Origin of the sequence: Streptomyces sp. XY006 (genome assembly GCF_002237655.1) — a bacterium.
GTDB lineage: Bacteria > Actinomycetota > Actinomycetes > Streptomycetales > Streptomycetaceae > Streptomyces > Streptomyces levis.
In genome coordinates this window covers 1-20,843 of sequence record NZ_NOKT01000046.1, presented here as the reverse complement: position 1 = coordinate 20,843, position 20,843 = coordinate 1, and the positions used below count along the sequence as shown (strand labels likewise).

The 20,843-nt window shown below is 71.8% G+C and carries 19 protein-coding genes; 2 read left to right on the top strand and 17 right to left on the bottom strand.

Annotation, left to right across the window (positions count from 1 at the left end; genetic code table 11):
- Positions 1 to 44: 44 nt before the first annotated feature.
- The 14 genes from CHR28_RS35185 to pgsA form a co-directional block, all read right to left on the bottom strand.
- Positions 45 to 584, bottom strand: a complete 540-nt coding sequence (locus CHR28_RS35185; RefSeq protein WP_094057789.1) for an adenine phosphoribosyltransferase — start codon at positions 582 to 584, stop codon at positions 45 to 47.
- The gene (secF, locus tag CHR28_RS35180; protein ID WP_094057788.1) at positions 581 to 1,696 is read right to left on the bottom strand and encodes a protein translocase subunit SecF; all 1,116 of its coding nucleotides are present in this window, start codon (positions 1,694 to 1,696) and stop codon (positions 581 to 583) included. The genes CHR28_RS35185 and secF overlap by 4 nt, the downstream gene beginning before the upstream one ends.
- A 1-nt stretch (position 1,697) precedes the next feature.
- A complete protein-coding gene (gene secD / locus CHR28_RS35175) occupies positions 1,698 to 3,455 on the bottom strand; it encodes a protein translocase subunit SecD (RefSeq protein WP_094057787.1) in 1,758 nt (585 codons plus the stop codon).
- A gap of 133 nt (positions 3,456 to 3,588) precedes the next feature.
- Positions 3,589 to 4,086: a preprotein translocase subunit YajC gene (yajC, locus tag CHR28_RS35170; protein ID WP_094057786.1), complete on the bottom strand. Its 498-nt coding sequence runs from the start codon at positions 4,084 to 4,086 to the stop codon at positions 3,589 to 3,591.
- 185 nt (positions 4,087 to 4,271) lie between these two features.
- Complete coding sequence (gene ruvB / locus CHR28_RS35165) at positions 4,272 to 5,342, bottom strand: Holliday junction branch migration DNA helicase RuvB (protein WP_094057785.1); 1,071 nt, start codon at positions 5,340 to 5,342, stop codon at positions 4,272 to 4,274.
- Positions 5,343 to 5,366: 24 nt separating this feature from the next.
- Complete coding sequence (gene ruvA / locus CHR28_RS35160) at positions 5,367 to 5,972, bottom strand: Holliday junction branch migration protein RuvA (RefSeq protein WP_094057784.1); 606 nt, start codon at positions 5,970 to 5,972, stop codon at positions 5,367 to 5,369.
- Complete coding sequence (gene ruvC, locus CHR28_RS35155) at positions 5,969 to 6,520, bottom strand: crossover junction endodeoxyribonuclease RuvC (protein WP_094057783.1); 552 nt, start codon at positions 6,518 to 6,520, stop codon at positions 5,969 to 5,971. Before ruvC ends, ruvA begins: the two co-directional genes overlap by 4 nt.
- 106 nt (positions 6,521 to 6,626) lie before the next feature.
- A complete protein-coding gene (locus tag CHR28_RS35150) occupies positions 6,627 to 7,379 on the bottom strand; it encodes a YebC/PmpR family DNA-binding transcriptional regulator (protein ID WP_094057782.1) in 753 nt (250 codons plus the stop codon).
- A gap of 48 nt (positions 7,380 to 7,427) precedes the next feature.
- Positions 7,428 to 8,036 (bottom strand): pyridoxal 5'-phosphate synthase glutaminase subunit PdxT, encoded by a 609-nt coding sequence (pdxT, locus tag CHR28_RS35145; protein WP_094057781.1) that lies wholly within the window; start codon positions 8,034 to 8,036, stop codon positions 7,428 to 7,430.
- A 7-nt stretch (positions 8,037 to 8,043) separates the two neighbouring features.
- On the bottom strand, positions 8,044 to 8,949 hold the full coding sequence (gene pdxS / locus CHR28_RS35140; protein WP_094057780.1) for a pyridoxal 5'-phosphate synthase lyase subunit PdxS: 906 nt from the start codon (positions 8,947 to 8,949) through the stop codon (positions 8,044 to 8,046).
- A 136-nt stretch (positions 8,950 to 9,085) separates the two neighbouring features.
- A complete protein-coding gene (locus CHR28_RS35135; RefSeq protein ID WP_094057779.1) occupies positions 9,086 to 9,628 on the bottom strand; it encodes a hypothetical protein in 543 nt (180 codons plus the stop codon).
- Between the two features lie 521 nt (positions 9,629 to 10,149).
- Positions 10,150 to 11,313: a glycosyltransferase family 4 protein gene (locus CHR28_RS35130; RefSeq protein ID WP_094057778.1), complete on the bottom strand. Its 1,164-nt coding sequence runs from the start codon at positions 11,311 to 11,313 to the stop codon at positions 10,150 to 10,152.
- Positions 11,310 to 12,218 (bottom strand): phosphatidylinositol mannoside acyltransferase, encoded by a 909-nt coding sequence (locus CHR28_RS35125; RefSeq protein WP_094057777.1) that lies wholly within the window; start codon positions 12,216 to 12,218, stop codon positions 11,310 to 11,312. The genes CHR28_RS35130 and CHR28_RS35125 overlap by 4 nt, the downstream gene beginning before the upstream one ends.
- A complete protein-coding gene (gene pgsA / locus CHR28_RS35120; RefSeq protein ID WP_094057776.1) occupies positions 12,215 to 12,988 on the bottom strand; it encodes a phosphatidylinositol phosphate synthase in 774 nt (257 codons plus the stop codon). The genes CHR28_RS35125 and pgsA overlap by 4 nt, the downstream gene beginning before the upstream one ends.
- 216 nt (positions 12,989 to 13,204) lie before the next feature.
- On the opposite strand from pgsA, the gene CHR28_RS35115 reads away from it, so the two are divergent.
- Positions 13,205 to 15,403 (top strand): elongation factor G-like protein EF-G2, encoded by a 2,199-nt coding sequence (locus CHR28_RS35115; RefSeq protein WP_094057775.1) that lies wholly within the window; start codon positions 13,205 to 13,207, stop codon positions 15,401 to 15,403.
- A gap of 171 nt (positions 15,404 to 15,574) precedes the next feature.
- Positions 15,575 to 17,242, top strand: a complete 1,668-nt coding sequence (locus CHR28_RS35110; protein ID WP_094057774.1) for a hypothetical protein — start codon at positions 15,575 to 15,577, stop codon at positions 17,240 to 17,242.
- A 97-nt stretch (positions 17,243 to 17,339) separates the two neighbouring features.
- Here CHR28_RS35110 and CHR28_RS35105 read toward each other — a convergent pair whose 3' ends face one another.
- The 3 genes from CHR28_RS35105 to CHR28_RS35095 form a co-directional block, all read right to left on the bottom strand.
- Complete coding sequence (locus CHR28_RS35105; protein ID WP_094057773.1) at positions 17,340 to 17,900, bottom strand: HIT family protein; 561 nt, start codon at positions 17,898 to 17,900, stop codon at positions 17,340 to 17,342.
- A 65-nt stretch (positions 17,901 to 17,965) separates the two neighbouring features.
- Complete coding sequence (gene thrS / locus CHR28_RS35100; RefSeq protein ID WP_094057772.1) at positions 17,966 to 19,942, bottom strand: threonine--tRNA ligase; 1,977 nt, start codon at positions 19,940 to 19,942, stop codon at positions 17,966 to 17,968.
- Between the two features lie 91 nt (positions 19,943 to 20,033).
- Positions 20,034 to 20,843 (bottom strand): hypothetical protein (locus CHR28_RS35095; RefSeq protein WP_094057771.1); only part of this gene is annotated, 810 nt, incomplete at its 5' end.

Sequence of the window (20,843 nt, the reverse complement as noted above, 5' to 3'; positions counted from 1 at the left end):
CTCCGCGGTGTCGCGCCGGTGCGTGCCGCCCGGCGCCGGGGTCGCTAGACCGTGAGCAGCGCCTCCAGCGGGGCGCCCGCCAGGGCCGGCTCCAGGCGGGCACGGCCGCCGAGGAAGCCGAGCTCCATCAGCACCGCGAGACCCGCGACCTCGGCGCCCGCGCGGCGGATGAGCTGGACCGAGGCCTCGGCGGTACCGCCGGTGGCGAGGACGTCGTCGACGACCAGGACGCGGTCCTCGGCACTGAGGTCCTCGGCGTGCACCTCGATCTCCGCCGAGCCGTACTCCAGGTCGTAGGCCTGGGCGAGGGTGGCTCCGGGGAGCTTGCCCGCCTTGCGCACGGGGATGAAGCCGAGGCCGGCGCGGACGGCGACCGGGGCGCCGAGGATGAAGCCGCGGGCCTCCAGGCCGACGACCTTGGTGGCGCCGGTGCGCCCGGCGATCCCGGCGAGGGCGTCGGTGAGGGCCGTGAACGCCGCCGGGTCCGCCAGGAGCGGGGTGATGTCCTTGAACATCACGCCCGGCTCCGGGTAGTCGGTCACGTCCCTGATTCGGCTGAGCAGCAGCTCCCCGATGTCGGTCATCGGCGCTTCCCGGAGGGTCGGCCGCGGCCCCGCGTGCGGGAGGCGGGCTGGTTGCGCGGGCCGACGACCGCGGGAGCGGCGTCGTCCTCGGGCTCACCGGCGTACGACTCGTCCTCGTGGACGTCGGTCTCGCCCTTGGCGGCGGACTGGGCCCGCTTGGCCAGGACGCGCTTGCGCAGGGCCTTCATCTGCGGCTCGCGCTCCTTGAGGTCGGCGACGAGCGGCGTGGCGATGAAGATCGAGGAGTAGGCACCGGCGGCGAGGCCGACGAACAGGGACAGCGAGATGTCGTTCAGCATGCCGGCGCCGAGCACACCGCCGCCGATGAACAGCAGGCCCGCCACCGGCAGCAGCGCGACCACCGTGGTGTTGATGGAGCGGACCAGGGTGCTGTTGATGGACCGGTTGGCGACGTCGCTGTAGGTCCAGCGGGTCTGCTTGGTGAGGTCCTTCGTCTGTTCCTTGAGGCTGTCGAAGACCACGACCGTGTCGTAGAGCGAGTAGCCGAGGATGGTCAGCAGACCGATCACCGTGCCCGGTGTGACCTCGAAGCCGACCAGGGCGTAGATGCCGACCGTGATCGTGATGTCGTGGATCAGGGCGACGAACGCCGCGACCGCCATTCTCCACTCGAAGGCGATCGCCAGGTAGATCACCACGAGGACCAGGAAGATGCCGAGGCCCTGCCACGCCTTGTTGGCGATCTGCTCACCCCAGCTGGGGCCGACCAGTTCGGCGTTGATCTGCTCCGGGTCGATCTTGAGGTCGTCGGCGAGCGTGTTCTTGATCTCGTTGGCCGCGCCCGTGTCGATGCCGGCGACCTGGATGCGCAGGCTGCCGTCGCCGAGCTTCTGGACGATCGCGTCGTGGCCGGAGGCCTCTTCCGCGTACTCCTCGGCCTGGGTCACCGAAGCGGCGGTGTTCTTCGGGGTGTTGAAGACGGCGCCGCCCTGGAACTCGATGCCCATGTTCAGGCCGCGGACCGCCAGGCCGACGATGGCCGTGATGGTGATCAGGATGGACAGGCCGTACCAGATCTTGCGGTTCTTGACGAAGTCGTAGCCGACCTCGCCACGGTGCAGTCGGGCGCCGAGGTTGCCGAGTTTCGACATCTCAGGCCTCCTTGGGGTCGACGGGGGCGGCGGGGCGGCGGGTGCGGCGCAGCGGGGGCTGGGCACCCAGGCTCTTCGGGTCGAGGCCGGACCACTTGTGGCCGTTCGCGAAGAACGGGCGGCGGGCCATCAGCGTCAGCAGCGGCTTGGTGAAGAGGAACACGACGACCACGTCGAGCAGGGTGGTCAGACCGAGCGTGAACGCGAAGCCCTGGACCTTGCCGACGGTCACGATGAACAGCACCGCGGCGGCGAGGAACGACACGAAGTCGGAGACCAGGATGGTGCGCCGGGCGCGCGGCCAGGCCCGCTCGACGGCGGGACGCAGCGAGCGGCCCTCGCGGATCTCGTCACGGACACGTTCGAAGTACACGATGAACGAGTCCGCCGTGATGCCGATGGCGACGATGGCGCCGCAGACGGCCGGGAGGTTCAGCGCGAAGCCGATCGTCGGGCCGAGCAGCGACATGATCGTGTAGGTCAGGGCGGCCGAGACCAGCAGCGACAGGATCGCGATGAAGGACAGACCGCGGTAGTAGGCCAGCAGGTAGATGACGACCAGCGCGAGGCCGATCGCGCCGGCGATCAGACCGGCCTGCAGCTGGTCACCGCCGAGCGCGGCGGTCACGGTGGTCATGCTGTCGACCTTGAAGGTCAGCGGCAGCGCGCCGTACGTCAGCATGTTGGCCAGTTCCTGCGCCGACTGCTGGTTGAAGTTGCCCGAGATCTCGGCGTTGCCGCCGGTCAGCGCCTGGCGGACGTACGGGTCGGAGACCACGTCACCGTCGAGGACGATCGCGAACTGGTTCTGCGGCGACTGGTTCTGCGCCAGCTTGCCGGTGATGTCCGCGAACTTCTTGGCGCCGCCGTCCGTGAAGTCCATGGTGACGGTCCAGCCGGCACCGGTCTGGGTGTTCAGGACGGCCTGGGCCTTGTCGACGTCCGTGCCGTCGACCTCGGCGGGGCCGAGGATGTACTTCTGCCACTGGCCCTGCGCGTTCTGGCCGCAGGCCAGCGTCGGGTCGGAGGCCTTGGCGGTGTCGCCGACGGTGGAGCGGGTCTTCTCGTCGGTGCAGTCGAGCTTGGCGTACTGCTCCTGGAGCTTGCCGGCGGCGGCGTCGGAGCCGCCGCTCGCGGACGGCGAGGGGCTGGACTTCGCCGGGTCGGAGGCGCTCGCGGAGGGCGTGGCGTCGGCCTTGAGCGCGTCCGTGACCGCACGGCCCTGCGTGGTGGGAGAGGCGGACGGGGATCCGGATCCCTTGTCGGTGGCCTCCGGCTTGTCACTGGCCTTGCCGGACGGCTGGCCCGAGGGGCTGCCCGTGGGGCTCGGGGACGGGGCCGTGCCGCCGCCGGAGACCTCGGTGGCGAGGACCGGGCGGAAGTAGAGCTTGGCGGTGGTGCCGACCTGCTTGCGGGCCTGCTCCGAGTTGGTGCCCTTGGGAATGTTGACGATGATGTTTTCCCGGCCCTGCGTCTGGACCTCGGACTCGGAGACGCCCAGACCATTGACACGGCGCTCCATGATGGAGACTGCGGTGTCCATGTTGGTCTTGTTGATCGCCGACTCGTTGCCGGCCTCGGGGACCGCGCGGAGCGTGATGCTCGTGCCGCCGGCGAGGTCGATGCCGAGGCGCGGGGTCGTGTGCCCCGAGGCGAACATTCCGCCGGTGAGCGCCGCGATGGCGATCAGGATCAGGGCCAGCGAGCGCCCCGGCTTGCTCTGGGCGCTCGCGCTCCGGCCCTTTTTAGGTGTGGCCACCTTCTCGTACTCCCTCTCGGGCCGCCTCGCTCCGGGTCGGCGGACGGGCGGCCATCACATGGTGTCGGGATTCCGTGCGAGCCAGGCGTGGCCCGGGGTGCGCGGGACCCGGCCCGCGCACCCCGGGACACGACTACTTCGCCTCGGAGTCGCCGTCGGTCTTCTTCGGCTCTGCGTCCGTCTTCGCCTCGCCGGCCGGGGCCTCGTCGGCCGGTTCGTCGGCCGTGTCCTTCTTGCCGAGGTCGACGGCCTTGTCGTCAGCGGGGGCGTCGGTGGCGGGGTCGCCGGTCTCGGTGAGGGAGGAGGCGTCGTCCGGCACGAGGTCGGCGTCGGACTTCAGGTCGTGCTCGATGCCGTGGACGATACGGTTGTACTCGTCGTCGGTGAGGACGGCACCGATGGCGTTCTTGGCGAAGAGGAGCTCGACGCCCGGCCCGGCGTCGAGGAGGACGGTGTCCTCGTTGACCTCCTTGACCGTGGCGTACATGCCCCCGATGGTGCGGACACCGCTGCCGGGCTGCATTTGGTTCCGCATCTCCACGGCCTGCTGCTGCTTCTTCTTGGCCGATCGGGTCATCAGGAACATGGCCCCGATGAGCACGATGAACGGGAGGAGGGTCAGGAGACTCACGGGTCGGTACTTCCTTCACACGACCGCGCTGTGAGCGGCCAGATGGTTGGGGGTGTGTACGCCGCCGACAAAGGCGGCATCGGCGGAGTCTAAGCGAGTCCGCGCGCATGGAACAACGCTCAGCATGGCACCGGGGTTCCTGCTCCGGCCACTGTCCTCGCCGACCCGGAGCGGCGACGGCGCCGTCACGCCCCGAACAGGTCCTGTTGTCCGTTTCCGGCGGTCTGCGAGCGGGGCGGGGTGAGACCGAGGTGCGCCCAGGCGGCGGGCGTGGCGACCCGACCGCGCGGGGTGCGGGCGAGCAGTCCCTCCCGCACGAGGAAGGGTTCGGCCACCTCTTCCACGGTCTCACGCTCCTCCCCCACCGCGACAGCGAGCGTGGACAGGCCGACCGGGCCGCCGCCGAACAGCTTGAGCAGGGCTTCCAGCACGGCCCGGTCGAGGCGGTCGAGGCCGCGCGCGTCCACCTCGTAGACGGCGAGGGCGGCCGCGGCGATGTCCCGCGTGATCAACCCGTCGGCCTTGACCTGCGCGTAGTCGCGGACGCGGCGCAGCAGGCGGTTGGCGATGCGCGGGGTGCCGCGGGAGCGGCCGGCGATCTCGGCGGCGCCCGCCGCGTCGATCTCGACCTCCAGAAGGTTCGCCGAGCGGTGGACGACCCGTTCCAGTTCGGCCGGTTCGTAGAACTCCATGTGCGCGGTGAAGCCGAAGCGGTCGCGCAGCGGGGGCGGCAGCAGGCCGGCCCGGGTGGTGGCGCCGACCAGGGTGAAGGGGGGCAGCTCCAGCGGGATGGCGGTGGCGCCGGGGCCCTTGCCGACGATCACGTCGACGCGGAAGTCCTCCATCGCCATGTACAGCATCTCCTCGGCGGGCCGGGACATGCGGTGGATCTCGTCGAGGAAGAGGACCTCGCCCTCCTGGAGCGAGGAGAGGATCGCGGCGAGGTCGCCGGCGTGCTGGATGGCGGGGCCCGACGTGATGCGGATGGGGGCGCCCATCTCGGCCGCGATGATCATCGACAGGGTGGTCTTGCCGAGGCCGGGGGCGCCGGAGAGCAGCACGTGGTCGGCGGTGGCACCGCGCGCGCGTGCGGCGCGCAGGACGAGGTCGAGCTGTTCGCGGACCTTCTCCTGGCCGATGAACTCGCCGAGGTCCTTGGGGCGCAGGGCGGCCTCGACGGCCTGGTCCTCACGGTCGGCGACCGGACCGACCAGCCGCTCGGCGGCCTCGGCGTCGGTCGTGTCGTCCCAGTTCATGTGATGTGCCTCGGGTCGTGGGGGTCAGCGGGCGCGGTTCAGGGTCTGCAGGGCGGCCTTGAGCAACTGGCCCACCTGGGGTGTGCCCTCGGCGGCCTCGGCCCGGGGGGCCACGGCGGCGACGGCCTCGTCGGCCTCGCGGGTCGCGTACCCGAGGCCGATGAGGGCCGCGTGCAGCTGGTCGCGCCAGCCGGTGCCGGCCGGGGCGCCGACGGCGGGCGCGCCGACCGGGGCGCCGAGCCGGTCCTTCAGCTCCAGCAGCAGCTTCTGGGCGCCCTTCTTGCCGATGCCGGGGACGGCCGTGAGGGCCTTCTCGTCGGCGGTGGAGACGGCCCGGCGCAGGGCGTCGGGGGTGTGCACGGCGAGCATGGCCTGGGCGAGCCGCGGTCCGACGCCGCTCGCGGTCTGGAGCAGTTCGAAGACCTGCCGCTCGTCGTCGTCGGCGAAGCCGTACAGGGTGAGGGAGTCCTCGCGCACGACCAGGGACGTGTGGAGCTTGGCCGGCTGGCCCATGCGGAGCGTGGACAGCGTGTTCGGCGTGCACTGGACGGCCATGCCGACCCCGCCGACCTCGACGACCGCGGCGTCCGGGGCGAGTGCGGCCACTGTGCCGCTGACGAAGGCGATCATGCCGTACGGCCTTTCGATGCTCGGGTCGGTGCTGTGGCGGTGTGCAGGGCGACGGCCTGCTGGAGCCGGTTCTGGGCGGGGGCGCGCCAGATGTGGCAGATGGCGAGGGCGAGGGCGTCGGCCGCGTCGGCGGGCTTGGGCGGTGCGCCGAGCCGGAGCAGCCGGGTGACCATCGCGCCCACCTGGGCCTTGTCGGCCCGGCCGCTGCCGGTGACGGCGGCCTTGACCTCACTGGGCGTGTGCAGCGCCACGGGGATCCCGCGGCGGGCGGCGCAGAGCATGGCGACGGCACTGGCCTGGGCCGTGCCCATCACCGTGCGGACGTTGTGCTGGCTGAAGACGCGCTCCACCGCGACGAACTCGGGGCGGTGCTCGTCGAGCCACTGCTCGATGCCCTGCTCGACGGCGACGAGGCGGTGGCCCAGCTCCGCGTCGGCGGGGGTGCGGACCACGCCCACGCCGATCATCGTGAGCGGCCGTCCGGCGACGCCCTCGACGACGCCCACACCGCACCGGGTCAGTCCCGGGTCCACCCCCAGCACGCGCACCGGGCCCTCCTTTTCGGTCACCTGTTTGTGCAGGCTATCGGGTGCCACCGACAACGCGACGGGCCGACGGGGTGTGTCCCGTCGGCCCGTTGCTCTCGTGCGCGGGTCAGGCGTCGACCTTCTCCATGACCTCGTCGCTGACGTCGAAGTTGGCGAAGACGTTCTGCACGTCGTCGCTGTCCTCCAGCGCGTCGATCAGCTTGAAGATCTTCTTGGCGCCCTCCTCGTCCAGCTCGACCTGCATGGTCGGGACGAAGTTGGCGTCGGCGGAGTCGTAGTCGATGCCGGCGTCCTGCAGGGCGGTGCGGACCGCGACCAGGTCGGTGGCCTCGCTGATGACCTCGAAGGTCTCGCCGAGGTCGTTGACCTCCTCGGCACCGGCGTCCAGGACGGCGCCGAGGACGTCGTCCTCGGACAGCTCGCCCTTGGGGACGATCACGACGCCCTTGCGGTTGAACAGGTACGACACCGAGCCCGGGTCGGCCATGGAGCCGCCGTTGCGGGTCATGGCGACGCGGACCTCGGAGGCCGCGCGGTTGCGGTTGTCGGTGAGGCACTCGATGAGCACCGCGACACCGTTCGGGCCGTAGCCCTCGTACATGATCGTCTCGTAGTCGGCGCCGCCGGCCTCCAGGCCCGCGCCGCGCTTGACCGCCGAGTCGATGTTCTTGTTGGGGACCGACGACTTCTTCGCCTTCTGGATGGCGTCGTAGAGCGTCGGGTTGCCCTCGGGGTCGGCGCCGCCCATCCGGGCCGCCACCTCGATGTTCTTGATCAGCTTCGCGAAGAGCTTGCCGCGCTTGGCATCGATGACGGCCTTCTTGTGCTTCGTCGTGGCCCATTTAGAGTGGCCGGACATCTGCCTGTCTCCTTCGCGTAACCCATCTCAGCAACGAACGCAGGAATCCTACAAGGAGTCGGCTGTCCGGTTCGCCCTCACCATGGCGACGAACAGGGCGTGCACGCGGTGGTCGCCGGTCAGCTCCGGGTGGAACGACGTGGCCAGCGCGTTGCCCTGGCGGACGGCGACGATGTGGCCGTCGTGCTCGGCGAGCACCTCGGCCCGGGCGCCGACGGACTCGACCCACGGGGCGCGGATGAAGACGCCCTCCACGGGGTCGCCGTCGACGCCCTTCAGCTCGACGGCCGCCTCGAAGGACTCGTTCTGCCGGCCGAAGGCGTTGCGGCGCACGATCATGTCGATGCCGCCGATGGTCTCCTGGCCCGAGCGCGGGTCCAGGATCTTGTCGGCCAGCATGATCATGCCGGCGCAGGTGCCGTAGACGGGCATGCCGTCCCGCACGCGCGCGCGGAGCGGCTCCATCACGCCGAACAGCACGGCCAGCTTCGAGATGGTCGTGGACTCCCCGCCGGGGATGACCAGGCCGTCCACCTCGGCGAGTTCCTCGGGGCGCCGCACCGGCCTGGCCACGGCGTCGGCCGCGGCCAGGGCCACCAGGTGCTCCCGTACGTCGCCCTGGAGGGCCAGGACGCCTATGACAGGTGCTTCGGTCATGGGTGCTTTACCAGCCGCGGTTGGCGTAGCGCTCGGTCTCGGGGAGGGTGTCGCAGTTGATGCCGACCATGGCCTCGCCCAGGTTGCGGGAGGCGTCCGCGATGATCTTCGGGTCGTCGTAGAAGGTGGTGGCCTTCACGATGGCGGCGGCGCGCTTGGCCGGGTCGCCGGACTTGAAGATGCCGGAGCCGACGAAGACGCCCTCGGCGCCGAGCTGGCGCATCAGGGCCGCGTCGGCCGGGGTGGCGACGCCGCCGGCGGAGAACAGCACGACCGGGAGCTTGCCGAGCTCGGCGACCTCCTTGACGAGCTCGTAGGGGGCGCGCAGCTCCTTGGCGGCGGCGTACAGCTCGTGGTTGTCGAAGCCGCGCAGCCTGGCGATCTCGTTCTTGATCTGGCGCAGGTGGCGCACGGCCTCGACGACGTTGCCGGTGCCGGCCTCGCCCTTGGAGCGGATCATCGCCGCGCCCTCGGCGATGCGGCGCAGGGCCTCGCCCAGGTTGGTGGCGCCGCAGACGAACGGCGTGGTGAACGCCCACTTGTCGGAGTGGTTGACCTCGTCGGCCGGGGTGAGCACCTCGGACTCGTCGATGTAGTCGACGCCGAGCGACTGCAGCACCTGGGCCTCGACGAAGTGGCCGATGCGGGACTTGGCCATGACCGGGATCGAGACGGCGTCGATGATGCCCTCGATCATGTCGGGGTCGGACATGCGGGCCACGCCGCCGTCCTTGCGGATGTCGGCAGGGACCCGCTCCAGGGCCATGACGGCGACGGCGCCCGCGTCCTCGGCGATCTTCGCCTGCTCCGGGGTGACGACGTCCATGATGACGCCGCCCTTGAGCTGCTCGGCCATGCCGCGCTTCACACGGGCGGTGCCGGTCTCGGGAGCCTGGTTTTCGGAGATGGACACGGATGACCTCGCTGATGGGAAAGAGGGTTTTCTGCAGCACCGAGGAAACGTGAGGGGACCAGGCCACATCAAGGGCCAATGGGAACGCCGTGGATCCTTTTCGCGGGGGCCGGCGGAAAACGGCAGGTGAACGGGGTCAGGCGGAGCGGTCCACCAGGGCCGCCGGAGGCTCGTCGTCCATCTCGAAGGCCAGGGGGAAGGGCGCGTGGCCGGCCAGGCGGAACCAGCGCACCTTGCGGTGCCGGCGCAGGGCCCGGGCGGCGCGTACGGCGTCGTTGTGGAAGCGCCGGGCCATCGGCACCCGGCGGACCGCCTCGGTGAGCTCCCGGGCCGCTTCCTCTCCCCCGGGCGCGCCGCGCACCGCCTCCACCTGCGCGGGTTCCTCGAACACGGCCCGCAGCGCCTGGCTCAGCTCGCTCTCGGCGACCTCCCGCTGCTCCTCCTCGGCCTGCCGGGCGGCGTGCGCGGCCTCGTAGAGGACGATCGACGCGGCCGGGTCGAGCACGCCGGAGGTGGCCAGCTCCTGGGCGACGGAGGCGCGGCGCAGCAGTTGCGCGTCGAGCGCGGCGCGGGCGGCGTCGATGCGGGCGTGCAGCCGGTCCAGTCGCCCGGCCGTCCAGCTCAGGTAGAGGCCGATCGCCACGAGGGCGACGAGGATCCAGATGAGGGTTGCGGTCACGGGCCAAGAGGCTACCGGGGCGCTCCGCCGGGCCTGCCGGGTGTCGTGCCCGGGCTGGGACCTCGCCCGGCCGTACCGGAGGCTGCCGCCCCCGGCCAGCCGCTGCCGGCCTGAACGGCCTCGTCCTCAAGCGCGGGACGGGCTGAACAGCGCGCGCCCCGCGCCCCCCGAACAGCCTCGTCCTCAGTCACCGGACGGACTGAACGGCCCGCCCCCCGCGCCCCGCGCGCACTCGCCCCAGCCGTCGCACGGGCTCGGTAGCGCGCCCGGCACGGTGCCGCCCGCAGTCGCCGCACGGACCCGGTGGTGCGCCTGACAGACCTCTTTCCCACACGCCGCACCGGTCCGGTCGTGCGCGTCGCACGGTCTCGTCCCTGCACGCCGCACGGACCGGATGGTGCGCGCCGCGGGTCTCGTCCGCAGTCGCCGGACGGGCTGGTGGTACGCCTCGCACGGTCTCGCGCCCAGGCGCCGCGCCGGCCCGGTGGGGCGCGGTGTGGGTCGTGGGCGGTCGGTGGGGCTCAGTCGCGTGTCAGGCCCAGTCGGCCCCACAGGCCGGTGGTCCGTTCGTCCTCGGCGACCGCCGCCGCGCCCGCGGTCACCGTCTCGTAGACGGAGAGGATGTCCGCGCCGACGGTCGACCAGTCGAAGCGGCGCACATGGGCGCTGCCCCGCTCACGCAGTTCCGCGCGCCGCTCCGGGTCGCCCAGGAGGCGTACGGCCGCGTCGGCCAGGGCGTCGGCGTCCTCGTTGGGGAACAGTTCGCCCGCCGCTCCCCGGTCCAGGACCTGGGCGAAGGCGTCCAGGTCGGAGGCGAGGACGGGCGCTCCGGCGGACATGGCCTCGACGAGGATGATGCCGAAGCTCTCGCCGCCGGTGTTGGGCGCGACGTACAGGTCGACGCTGCGCAGGAAGCGGGCCTTGTCCTCGTCGCTGACCATGCCGAGGAACTCCACGCGGGGGCGCAGCTCGACGGGCAGGGACTCCACGGCCTCCTTCTCGTCGCCGCGTCCGGCGACCAGCAGCCGGGCCCCGGGCCGGGCGGCGAGGATCTTCGGCAGGGCCTTCATCAGCACCGGCAGGCCCTTGCGGGGCTCGTCGATGCGCCCGATGAAGCCGATCGTGTCGCCCTGCCACTCGGCCTTGGGCTCTGCCTGGGCGAAGAAGTCGACGTCGACGCCGTTCGGGATCACCACCGCGTCCCCGCCGAGGTGCTCCACGAGCGTGCGCCGGGCGTACTCGCTCACCGCGATCCGGGCGCTGATCTTCTCCAGGGCGGCCTGGAGGATCGAGTACGCGGCGATCATGGCGCGGGAGCGCGGGTTGGACGTGTGGAAGGTCGCCACGATGGGCCCCTGGGCGGCCCAGCAGGCCAGCAGGCCCAGCGACGGGGAGGTCGGCTCGTGGATGTGGATCACGTCGAACGCGCCGTCGTGCAGCCAGCGGCGCACCCGGGCGGCGCTGAGGAAGCCGAAGTTGAGCCGGGCCACCGAGCCGTTGTACGGCACCGGCACCGCGCGCCCGGCCGAGACGACGTACGGCGGCAGCGGGGTGTCGTCGTCGGCCGGGGCCAGGACGGACACCTCGTGGCCGAGGCGCAGGAAGTACTCGGCGAGGTCGCGGATGTGGAACTGGACCCCGCCCGGGACGTCCCAGGAGTAGGGGCAGACGATGCCGATCCTCACGGGCGTCCCTTCGCGGGGTCGAGATCCGCGAGCCACAGGCGCTGCAGCATGTGCCAGTCCTCCGGATGGTCGGCGATCCCGGTGGCGAAGGCGTCGGCCAGCGCCTGCGTCATGACGGACGTCTTCTCGGCGCGTGTGCCTGACTCGGGCACCTCGACCGGCGGGTGGACGCGGCCGCGCATCACGGGCGTGTCGTCGTACCAGAGGGTGACGGGCAGCAGCAGGGCGCCCGTCTGCTGGGCGAGCAGGGCGGGTCCGGCGGGCATCCGGGCGGTGTCGCCGAAGAAGTCCACCTCCACGCCGGAGGCGGACAGGTCGCGGTCGGCGACCAGGCAGACCAGGCCGCCGTCGCGCAGCCGCCGGGCCAGGGTGCCGAAGGCGGTGCCGCCGCTGTGCGGCAGGACCTCCATGCCGAGGCCCTCGCGGTAGGCGACGAACCGGTCGTAGAGCGTCTCGGGCTTGAGGCGCTCGGCGACCGTGGTGAAGGGGATGCCGAGCCTGGTGGTGACCCAGGCGCCGGCGAGGTCCCAGTTGGCCAGGTGCGGCAGGGCGAGTACGACGCCCTTGCCCGCGGCCATGCCCTCGGTGAGGTAGTGCAGGTCCTTGGCGGTGAAGCCCTCGGCGATCCGCTCCCTGCTCCAGGCCGGCAGACGGAAGGACTCCATCCAGTAGCGCAGATACGACCGCATGCCCGCGCGGGAGAGCTCGGCGAGGCGCTCGGGGCTCGCCCCGGGCACCACGCGCGCGTAGTTGCTCTCCAGGCGCTGCACGCCCTTGCCGCGCTGCTTCCACGCGGCGTCGGCGATGGTGCGCCCGAGCCGTACGGCGACCGGCTCGGGGAGTTTTTTGACGGTGCTCCAGCCGAGGCCGTACAGCGCGTCCGTCAACCGGTCCTGGGCGCTCACGTGGCCGCCTCGCTCCCGTGGGAGGCGTTCTGCTGCTTGCCTCCATTGTCCTGCGCGCCGGTGCGGTCCTGCGGGGCCGTGGCCGCCTCGGCCTCGGCGGACTCCCGGCGGACCGTGACGACCCGCTGGATCAGCGTGACGAGGCTGCCCACGGCGACGATCCACAGGGCGACCGGCAGCAGGTACTGGATGCCCGGGACACCGAACGCGTGCAGGCCCGCGAGACCGGCGGCGACCAGGGAGATCACCAGCCGCTCGGCGCGCTCGACGAGCCCGTTGACCGCGACCGGCAGGCCGATCGACTCGCCGCGGGCCTTGGTGTACGACACGACCTGCCCGCTGGCCAGGCAGAAGATCGAGACGGCGCACAGCACCAGGTCGTCGCCACCGCCGGCGTACCAGAGGATGAAACCGCCGAAGATCGCGCCGTCGGCGACCCGGTCGAGCGTGGAGTCGAGGAAGGCGCCCCAGCGGCTGGACCGGCCGAGCTGGCGGGCCATGTTGCCGTCGACGAGGTCGGAGAACACGAACAGCGTGATCACGACCGTGCCCCAGAAGAACTCGCCCATGGGGTAGAAGACCAGCGCGCCCGCCACCACCCCGGCGGTGCCGATGAGCGTGACCGTGTCGGGGCTGACGCCCCGGCGGATCAGAAACGCGGCGAACGGTGTGAGGACACGCGTGAAGAATGCACGCGCGTACTTGTTCAGCATGGCCTTCCCGAGGGTCGGTGTCGCCGTCTGGCCCCTGCTGGCCACCGGCTGGCCCATCGTAGCCACGCGCGCGTGCGGGCGAGGGGCGGGCACCCGGACCCCTTCGGTCGAACCGCCGGAGAGCTGGTGGGAGGCGCGATCCCGTCGCTCGTATGGACGCGCCGTGACGGGAGTGGGAAGGTCGAATGACCGCGGGCGTCGCAGGAGCCGCACCGCAGGCGGAGCCGCGTGTCCGCGCCCACAGTGACCTCACCGTGCACGGGAGGCAGGATCATGGGCGACAAGGCACAGACACACCCTGGGGCCGCCGGCAGGGCACAGGCGGCCGACCACCCCCAGTCCGTACGGAATGTGGTGCTGGTCGGCCACTCCGGATCGGGCAAGACCACGTTGGTGGAGGCCCTCGCGCTGACCGCGGGGGCGGTGAACCGGGCGGGCCGCGTGGAGGACGGCGGCACCGTCTCCGACTACGACGACATCGAGCACCGGCAGCAGCGCTCGGTGCAGCTCTCCCTGGTGCCCGTCGAATGGGACGGCATCAAGGTCAACCTTCTGGACACCCCCGGATACGCCGACTTCGTCGGTGAGCTCAGGGCCGGTCTGCGCGCGGCGGACGCGGCCCTCTTCGTCGTCTCGGCCTCGGACGGCGTGGACGGCTCGACGCGCATGGTGTGGGAGGAGTGCGCGGCCGTGGGGATGCCCCGGGCCATCGTCGTCACGCACCTGGAGGCGGCCCGCGCCGACTTCGAGGAGATGACCCGGATCTGCGCGGAGGCCTTCGGCGCGGACGACCCCGACGCGGTGCTGCCGCTCTACCTGCCGCTGCACGGCCCGCAGGCGCCCGACGGGCACGCGCCCGTGACCGGGCTGATCGGGCTGCTGTCGCAGAAGCTGTTCGACTACGCGAGCGGCGAGCGCAAGGAGTCGGAGCCGGGCGAGGAGCAGCTGCCGCTGATCGAGGAGGCCCGCAACCGGCTGATCGAGGGGATCATCTCGGAGAGCGAGGACGAGACCCTCATGGACCGCTACCTCGGCGGGGAGCCGGTCGACGTCAAGACCCTGATCGACGACCTGGAGCGGGCCGTGGCGCGCGGGGTCTTCTTCCCCGTCCTGGCCGCCGCCCCCGCGGCCGGGGGCGCCCGGCAGGGACTCGGCACGGTGGAGCTGCTGGAGCTGATCACCGGTGGCTTCCCGACGCCGCTGGAGCACGAGACGGTGCGGGTCACCACGATCGACGGCGAGCCGCGCGAGCTCAAGCCCTGTGATCCGGACGCGCCGCTGGTCGCGGAGGTCGTGAAGACGTCCTCGGACCCGTACGTGGGCCGGCTGTCGCTGATCCGCGTCTTCTCCGGCACCCTGCGGGCCGACCAGACGGTCCACGTCTCCGGGCACGGGCTCGCCGACCGGGGCCACGAGGACCACGACGTGGACGAGCGGATCGGCGCCCTGTCCACGCCGTTCGGCAAGCAGCAGCGCCCGGTCTCGCACGTCATCGCCGGCGATCTGGCGTGCGTGGCCAAGCTGAGCCGCGCCGAGACCGGCGACACCCTGTCCGCCAAGGACGACCCGCTGCTGATGGAGCCGTGGCAGATGCCCGACCCGCTGCTGCCGCTGGCCATCCAGGCGCACAGCAAACCGGACGAGGACAAGCTGTCGCAGGGCCTGGCCCGGCTGGTGGCCGAGGACCCGACGATGCGGCTGGAACAGAACCAGGACACCCACCAGGTGGTGCTGTGGTGCCTGGGCGAGGCGCACGCGGACGTGGCCCTGGAGCGGCTGCGCAGCCGCTACGGCGTCCAGGTCGACGTCGTCCCGCACCGGGTGTCGCTGCGCGAGACGTTCGCGACCCGGGCGGCCGGGCGCGGCCGGCACGTCAAGCAGTCCGGCGGGCACGGGCAGTTCGCCATCTGCGAGATCGAGGTCGAGCCGCTGCCGGGCGGCTCCGGCATCGAGTTCGTGGACAAGGTCGTCGGCGGCGCGGTGCCCCGGCAGTTCATCCCGTCGGTGGAGAAGGGCGTCCGCACCCAGGCCGCCAAGGGGGTCGCCGCCGGGCATCCGCTGATCGACGTCCGCGTGACGCTGCTGGACGGCAAGGCGCACTCGGTGGACTCCTCCGACGCCGCGTTCCAGACGGCCGGGGCGCTCGCGCTGCGGGAGGCCGCGGCCGACGCGAGGATCCATCTGCTGGAGCCGGTGGCCGAGGTGTCGGTGCTGGTCGGCGACGACTTCGTGGGCGCCGTGATGAGCGACCTGTCGGGGCGGCGCGGCCGGGTGCTCGGCACCGAGCAGACGCCCGGCGGGCGCACCCTGATCCGGGCCGAGGTGCCCGAGATCGAGATCGGCCGCTACGCCATCGATCTGCGGTCGATGACCCACGGCACGGCCCGCTTCAGCCGCCGCTACGCGCGCCACGAGCCGATGCCGCAGCAGGTCGCGGACCGGGTGCGCGAAGAGGCGCGCGTGGCCTCCTAGTTGGCGCCCCGGCGCCTCCAACTGCCCCCTTGAGGGCTCCGTTCCGGGTCGGCGGGCGGCTTGCGGGCCGTCCGCCGACGGCCGCGCGTGCGTGCCGATACGCTGATGACCTGATCAACAGGTGTGCGGAGCGCGGAAGTCGGGAAGGCCGCAGATGCAGATGCGGCAGCGATGGGGGCGGCAGTGACGGACGGATTCGACTTCAGTCCCGGGGCCCAGGTGCCCGTGGCGGGCGCGAGCGGCCAGACGGCGGCGACGTACGCGCTGGCCGCGGCGGCGTACCGGGACGACGAGGTCACCAAGATCCTCGACGCCGACAACGAGTGGCATCAGTCGAAGGTGACCCCGCCGCGCCCGTGGGCGAAGATCTTCCGCCCCCGGTTCGGCGAGGCCTTCTCCCGCGCGATCATCGACCGCATGCTGGGCGCCGGGCGCAAGCCGGTCATCCAGTCCTTCGGCATCGAGCCCCAGGTCGTCGTGGAGCACTGCCTGGCGGCCCACCGCATCCGCCGCGACCGCGACAACATGCTCTCGGCGATCACGGTGATCTGCGGGGTACTGTTCCTGCCCGGCTTCCTGGTGTGGCTGCTGGTGTTCACGCTGCGCACGACCATGGCCAGGCGGGAGGACAAGCGCGCCGGCGCCCTCGCCACGACGCTGCTGGTCGCCGTGGGCGCCCTGGCGGTGCTGTTCCTGCTGCGCATGCCGTTCACCGGCTTCTGGGCGTGGTACGCGCGCCTGGCGATCGTGATGCCGGTGGTCGGCTGGTTCTGGGCGAAGCTGATCTGCGAGCGCACGGCCCGCGACCTGCGCGAGCGCTGGTCGAGCCTGCTGTCCGGCGGTGGCGTCGGCGCCAAGATCCCCGAGGCGGTGCCGGGCACGCCGGGTGACGCGGCCGAGCAGGTCCGCAAGGAGCTGGCCCGCCTCGCCGCCGAGCAGCGCTCCAACTCGGCCTTCTACGCCGGTCCCAAGGGCATCCTCGGCATGGGCACCCGCTGGGGCAGCTGGCAGCTGGCCGAGGAGCTGGTCTCGGCCGAGCCGGGCAAGGACTTCCATCCGTTCCGCAGCTGGGACGTCATCGTGGCGATCCAGGGCGGCCTGGGCATGCTGGAACGCACGTCGATCAACACCGGCGGCTTCCCCAAGCCGACCATCACGCACTGGGTGGTCACGCCGATCGGCGAGAAGGCGACGGAGGTGTCCCGGCCGAGCGGCACGGACGTCGACGCGTACACGGTCCGGACGCACGCCGTGCAGGAGATCTGCAACAAGCAGCAGTTCGGCAGCGGCGACCGGCACTACCTGGGCGTGCAGTGGACCCTGTGGGACGGCCACCTGGTGATCACGATGCTGATCACGGTGACCGTGCTGCACGACACGCTGCGCATCGAGGTCACCGGTCACGCCCTGGGCCCGGTCAACCCGCTGTTCAACGAGAAGCCGGCGGCCAGGGAGAAGACGGTGCAGAAGTCGCTGCGCTTCTGGGAGACCCGCACCGTGAAGCTCCCGCTGATCGACGCCGACGAGGTGGTACGGCTGGCCGCGCGGGCCCCGCTGACCTGGTACCCGCCGCTGCTGAACTGGCTGGGCGGGAGTCTGACGCTGCCGGAGCCGTTCGGTCTGCGGCACGCGTGGGCGGACCAGCCGTGGCGGCACCGGTTCATGGCGGACGACGCGCTGCGGGCGGCGACGCCGGTGCTGCGGGTGGTGCACGCCGCCGCGCTGAAGGTGCTGCGGGAGAACGGCGTGAACGTGGAGAAGTTCGGGGCGCGCTCGGCGGCGCTCAGCGGGGCGGTGCAGGAGGCTGCGCCGAAGAAGGCCGACCTGTACGACGCGTAGGTGACCGGCCCCGGGCCGGTGAGGGCTGGTGTTCCCGGGGGCTTCGCCCCCGGACCCCCGCCGGCCCGAACGGCCTCGTCCTCGGGCGCCGGACGGCTCAGACGGCCGGCCAGGCCTCCGCCAGCATCTTCCTGGTGTCGGCCAGCAGCTGCGGCAGCACCCGCGTGTGGCCCACCACCGGCATGAAGTTCGTGTCCCCGCCCCACCGCGGCACGATGTGCTGGTGCAGGTGCGCCGCGATGCCGGCGCCGGCGACGGAGCCCTGGTTCATGCCGATGTTGAAGCCGTGCGCGCCGGAGGCCGTGCGCAGGGCCGTCATGGCCTGCTTGGTGAGTTCACCGAGCTCGGCGGTCTCCGCGACCGTCAGGTCGGTGTAGTCGGCGACGTGCCGGTAGGGCACGGTCATCAGGTGCCCGCCGTTGTACGGGTAGAGGTTGAGCACGGCGTAGACCTGCTCGCCGCGGCGGACGACCAGCCCGTCCTCGTCGGACTTGGCCGGGATCGAGCAGAAGGGGCAGCCGTCGCCGGCGCCCGGGCCGGTCGGCTTGTTCTCGCCCTGGATGTAGGCCATCCGATGGGGCGTCCACAGACGCTGGAACGCGTCCTGCGTCCCCACTCCCAGCTGCTGCTCCGGCTCACTCGTCATGCAGTGCAGCATATGGCGTCGAGCTGGGGGGACGGCAAAGGCCCCCGGGATCGCCCGGGGGCCCGTGCGCCGTGCGATCAGACCTGCGCGCGCTCCTCGACGACCTTCTGGATCTTCGCGATGGCCTCGTCGAACGGGATGCCGTTCTCCTGCGAGCCGTCGCGGTAGCGGAAGGACACCGAGCCGTTCGACATGTCCTCGTCGCCCGCGATGACCATGAAGGGCACCTTCTGCTTCTGGGCGTTGCGGATCTTCTTCTGCATCCGGTCGGAGGAGGAGTCGACCTCCACGCGCAGGCCCTTCCTCCTGGCCGCGGCGGCGAACTTCTCCAGGTACTCGACGTGCGCGTCGCCGATCGGGATGCCGAGCGCCTGGACCGGGGCCAGCCAGGCCGGGAAGGCGCCCGCGTAGTGCTCCAGGAGCACCGCGAAGAAGCGCTCGATCGAGCCGAACAGCGCGCGGTGGATCATGACCGGGCGCTGCTTGGAGCCGTCGGCGGAGGTGTACTCCAGGTCGAAGCGCTCGGGCAGGTTGAAGTCGAGCTGGATGGTCGACATCTGCCAGGTGCGGCCGATGGCGTCCTTGGCCTGGACGGAGATCTTCGGGCCGTAGAAGGCGGCGCCGCCCGGGTCCGGGACGAGGGGCAGGCCCTGCTTCTCGGCGACCTGGCGCAGCGTCTCGGTCGCCTCCTCCCAGGCCTCGTCGGAGCCGACGAACTTCTCCGGGTCCTTGGTGGACAGCTCCAGGTAGAAGTCGGTCAGGCCGTAGTCGCGCAGCAGCTCCAGCACGAAGGTGAGCAGCTTGTCGAGCTCCTCGGACATCTGCTCGCGCGTGCAGTAGATGTGCGCGTCGTCCTGGGTGAAGCCGCGGGCGCGGGTCAGGCCGTGCACGACGCCCGACTTCTCGTACCGGTACACGGTGCCGAACTCGAACAGGCGCAGCGGCAGTTCGCGGTAGGACCGGCCGCGCGCGTCGAAGATCAGGTTGTGCATCGGGCAGTTCATGGGCTTGAGGTAGTAGTCCACGCCCTCGTCGAGCTGCATGGGCGGGTACATGCCGTCGGCGTACCAGTCCAGGTGGCCCGAGGTCTCGAAGAGCTTCCCCTTCGTCGCGTGCGGGGTGTAGACGAACTCGTAGCCCGCCTCCTCGTGCCGCTTGCGCGAGTAGTCCTCCATGACCCGGCGGATGATGCCGCCCTTGGGGTGGAAGACGGCGAGGCCGGAGCCGATCTGCTCCGGGATGGAGAACAGGTCGAGCTCGCTGCCCAGCTTGCGGTGGTCGCGCTTCTCGGCCTCGGCGAGGAACTCCAGGTGCGCCTTCAGCTCGTCCTTGGTGGGCCAGGCGGTGCCGTAGATGCGCTGGAGCATGGGGTTCTTCTCGCTGCCGCGCCAGTAGGCGGCCGCGTTGCGCATCAGCTTGAACGCCGGGATGTTCCGGGTGGTGGGCAGGTGGGGACCGCGGCAGAGGTCCTTCCAGCACAGCTCGCCGGTCTTGGCGTCCAGGTTGTCGTAGATCGTCAGCTCGCCGGCGCCGACCTCGACGTCCGCGCCGTCGTCGGAGGAGGCGGAGCCCTTGAGGCCGATCAGCTCCAGCTTGTACGGCTCACCGGCCAGCTCCTCGCGGGCGGCCTCGTCGGTGACCACACGGCGGGAGAAGCGCTGCCCGCGCTTCTGGATCTCCTGCATCTTCTTCTCGATGGCCTTGAGATCCTCGGGCGTGAACGGCTTCTCGACGTCGAAGTCGTAGTAGAAGCCGTCCTTGACGGGCGGGCCGATGCCGAGCTTGGCCTCGGGGAAGAGCTCCTGCACGGCCTGCGCCATGACGTGCGCGGTGGAGTGGCGCAGGATGTTCAGACCGTCCTCGGAGGAGATCTCGACGCCCTCGACCTCGTCGCCGTCCGACAGCGCGTACGACAGGTCCTTGAGCTCGCCGGCCACGCGCGCGGCGATGACCGAGCGCTCGCCGGCGAAGAGCTCGGCGGCCGTAGTGCCCGTCGTCACCACGCGTTCTTCCCGCTCGGAATCGCGTTGGATGATCACACGGACGTCTGACACCGGTCTCTCCTGACTGAAGGGGGCTGCGGCGCCATACCGGAGCGCACGCACGAGTAAGGATCGTACCGACCCGGGACCACCCGGGGCGAAATCAGTCCCCGCAGTCCCCTCCGCAGGCCTCCTCGAAGAAGTCGACGTTCTCCTGGAGCTCCTTCAGCAGCCGGTCCCGCTCGGCGTCGTCGACCTGCACGGGGACGACGCCGTGGGCGCCGGTGAGGCGGCGGAACCCGCCCCGGCTCTCCAGCCGTCCGTGCACCCGCACCGGCAGTCCGACCAGGTGGGCGTGCCCGGCGATCCGGTACGCCTCCTCGTCGAGGGTGATCCGGACGTGCGGCACGTCGGCCCCGGCCAGCACGCGCAGCCGGACGGTGCCCTCGCCCCGCGGCCCGGACCGGCGCATGCGGGTGACGGCCCCGGTGATCCGCACCGGTACGGCGGGCTCCTCGCGCAGGTAGCGGGCGCCGGCGTCGCGCAGCGCGGGCAGGTCGCCGGGTGAGAACTCCACGGGCTCGGCGGTGGCCGAGCAGCCCTCGGGCACCCCGGCCCCCGGGGCCCACGCGACGGCGATCCGGGCGCCCTCGGTGCCCCGGACCAGGGCGACGAGGGACTCGGTGAGCTCGTGGCTCACCCCGGCCTCGACCGCCGCGTCGAAGGCGTCCATGCCGCCCGTGGCGCGCTGGTAGTCGATGGCCTCCCGGGCGGCGAAGAGGGCCTGGTGGAGGCGTACGGCGAGGGGCCGGCCGCCGGTGACGGGCACGAAGGCGGTGAGCCGGCCGCCGGTGGCGGAGCCGACGAGGACGCTCTCCAGGGCCGCCGCGGCGGCGCGGCGGTGGCGGGCGCCGTGGTAGCCGGCGCGCGCCCGGCCGGCGAGGGCCGCGGCGAGCAGCATCCGGCGGGCGGC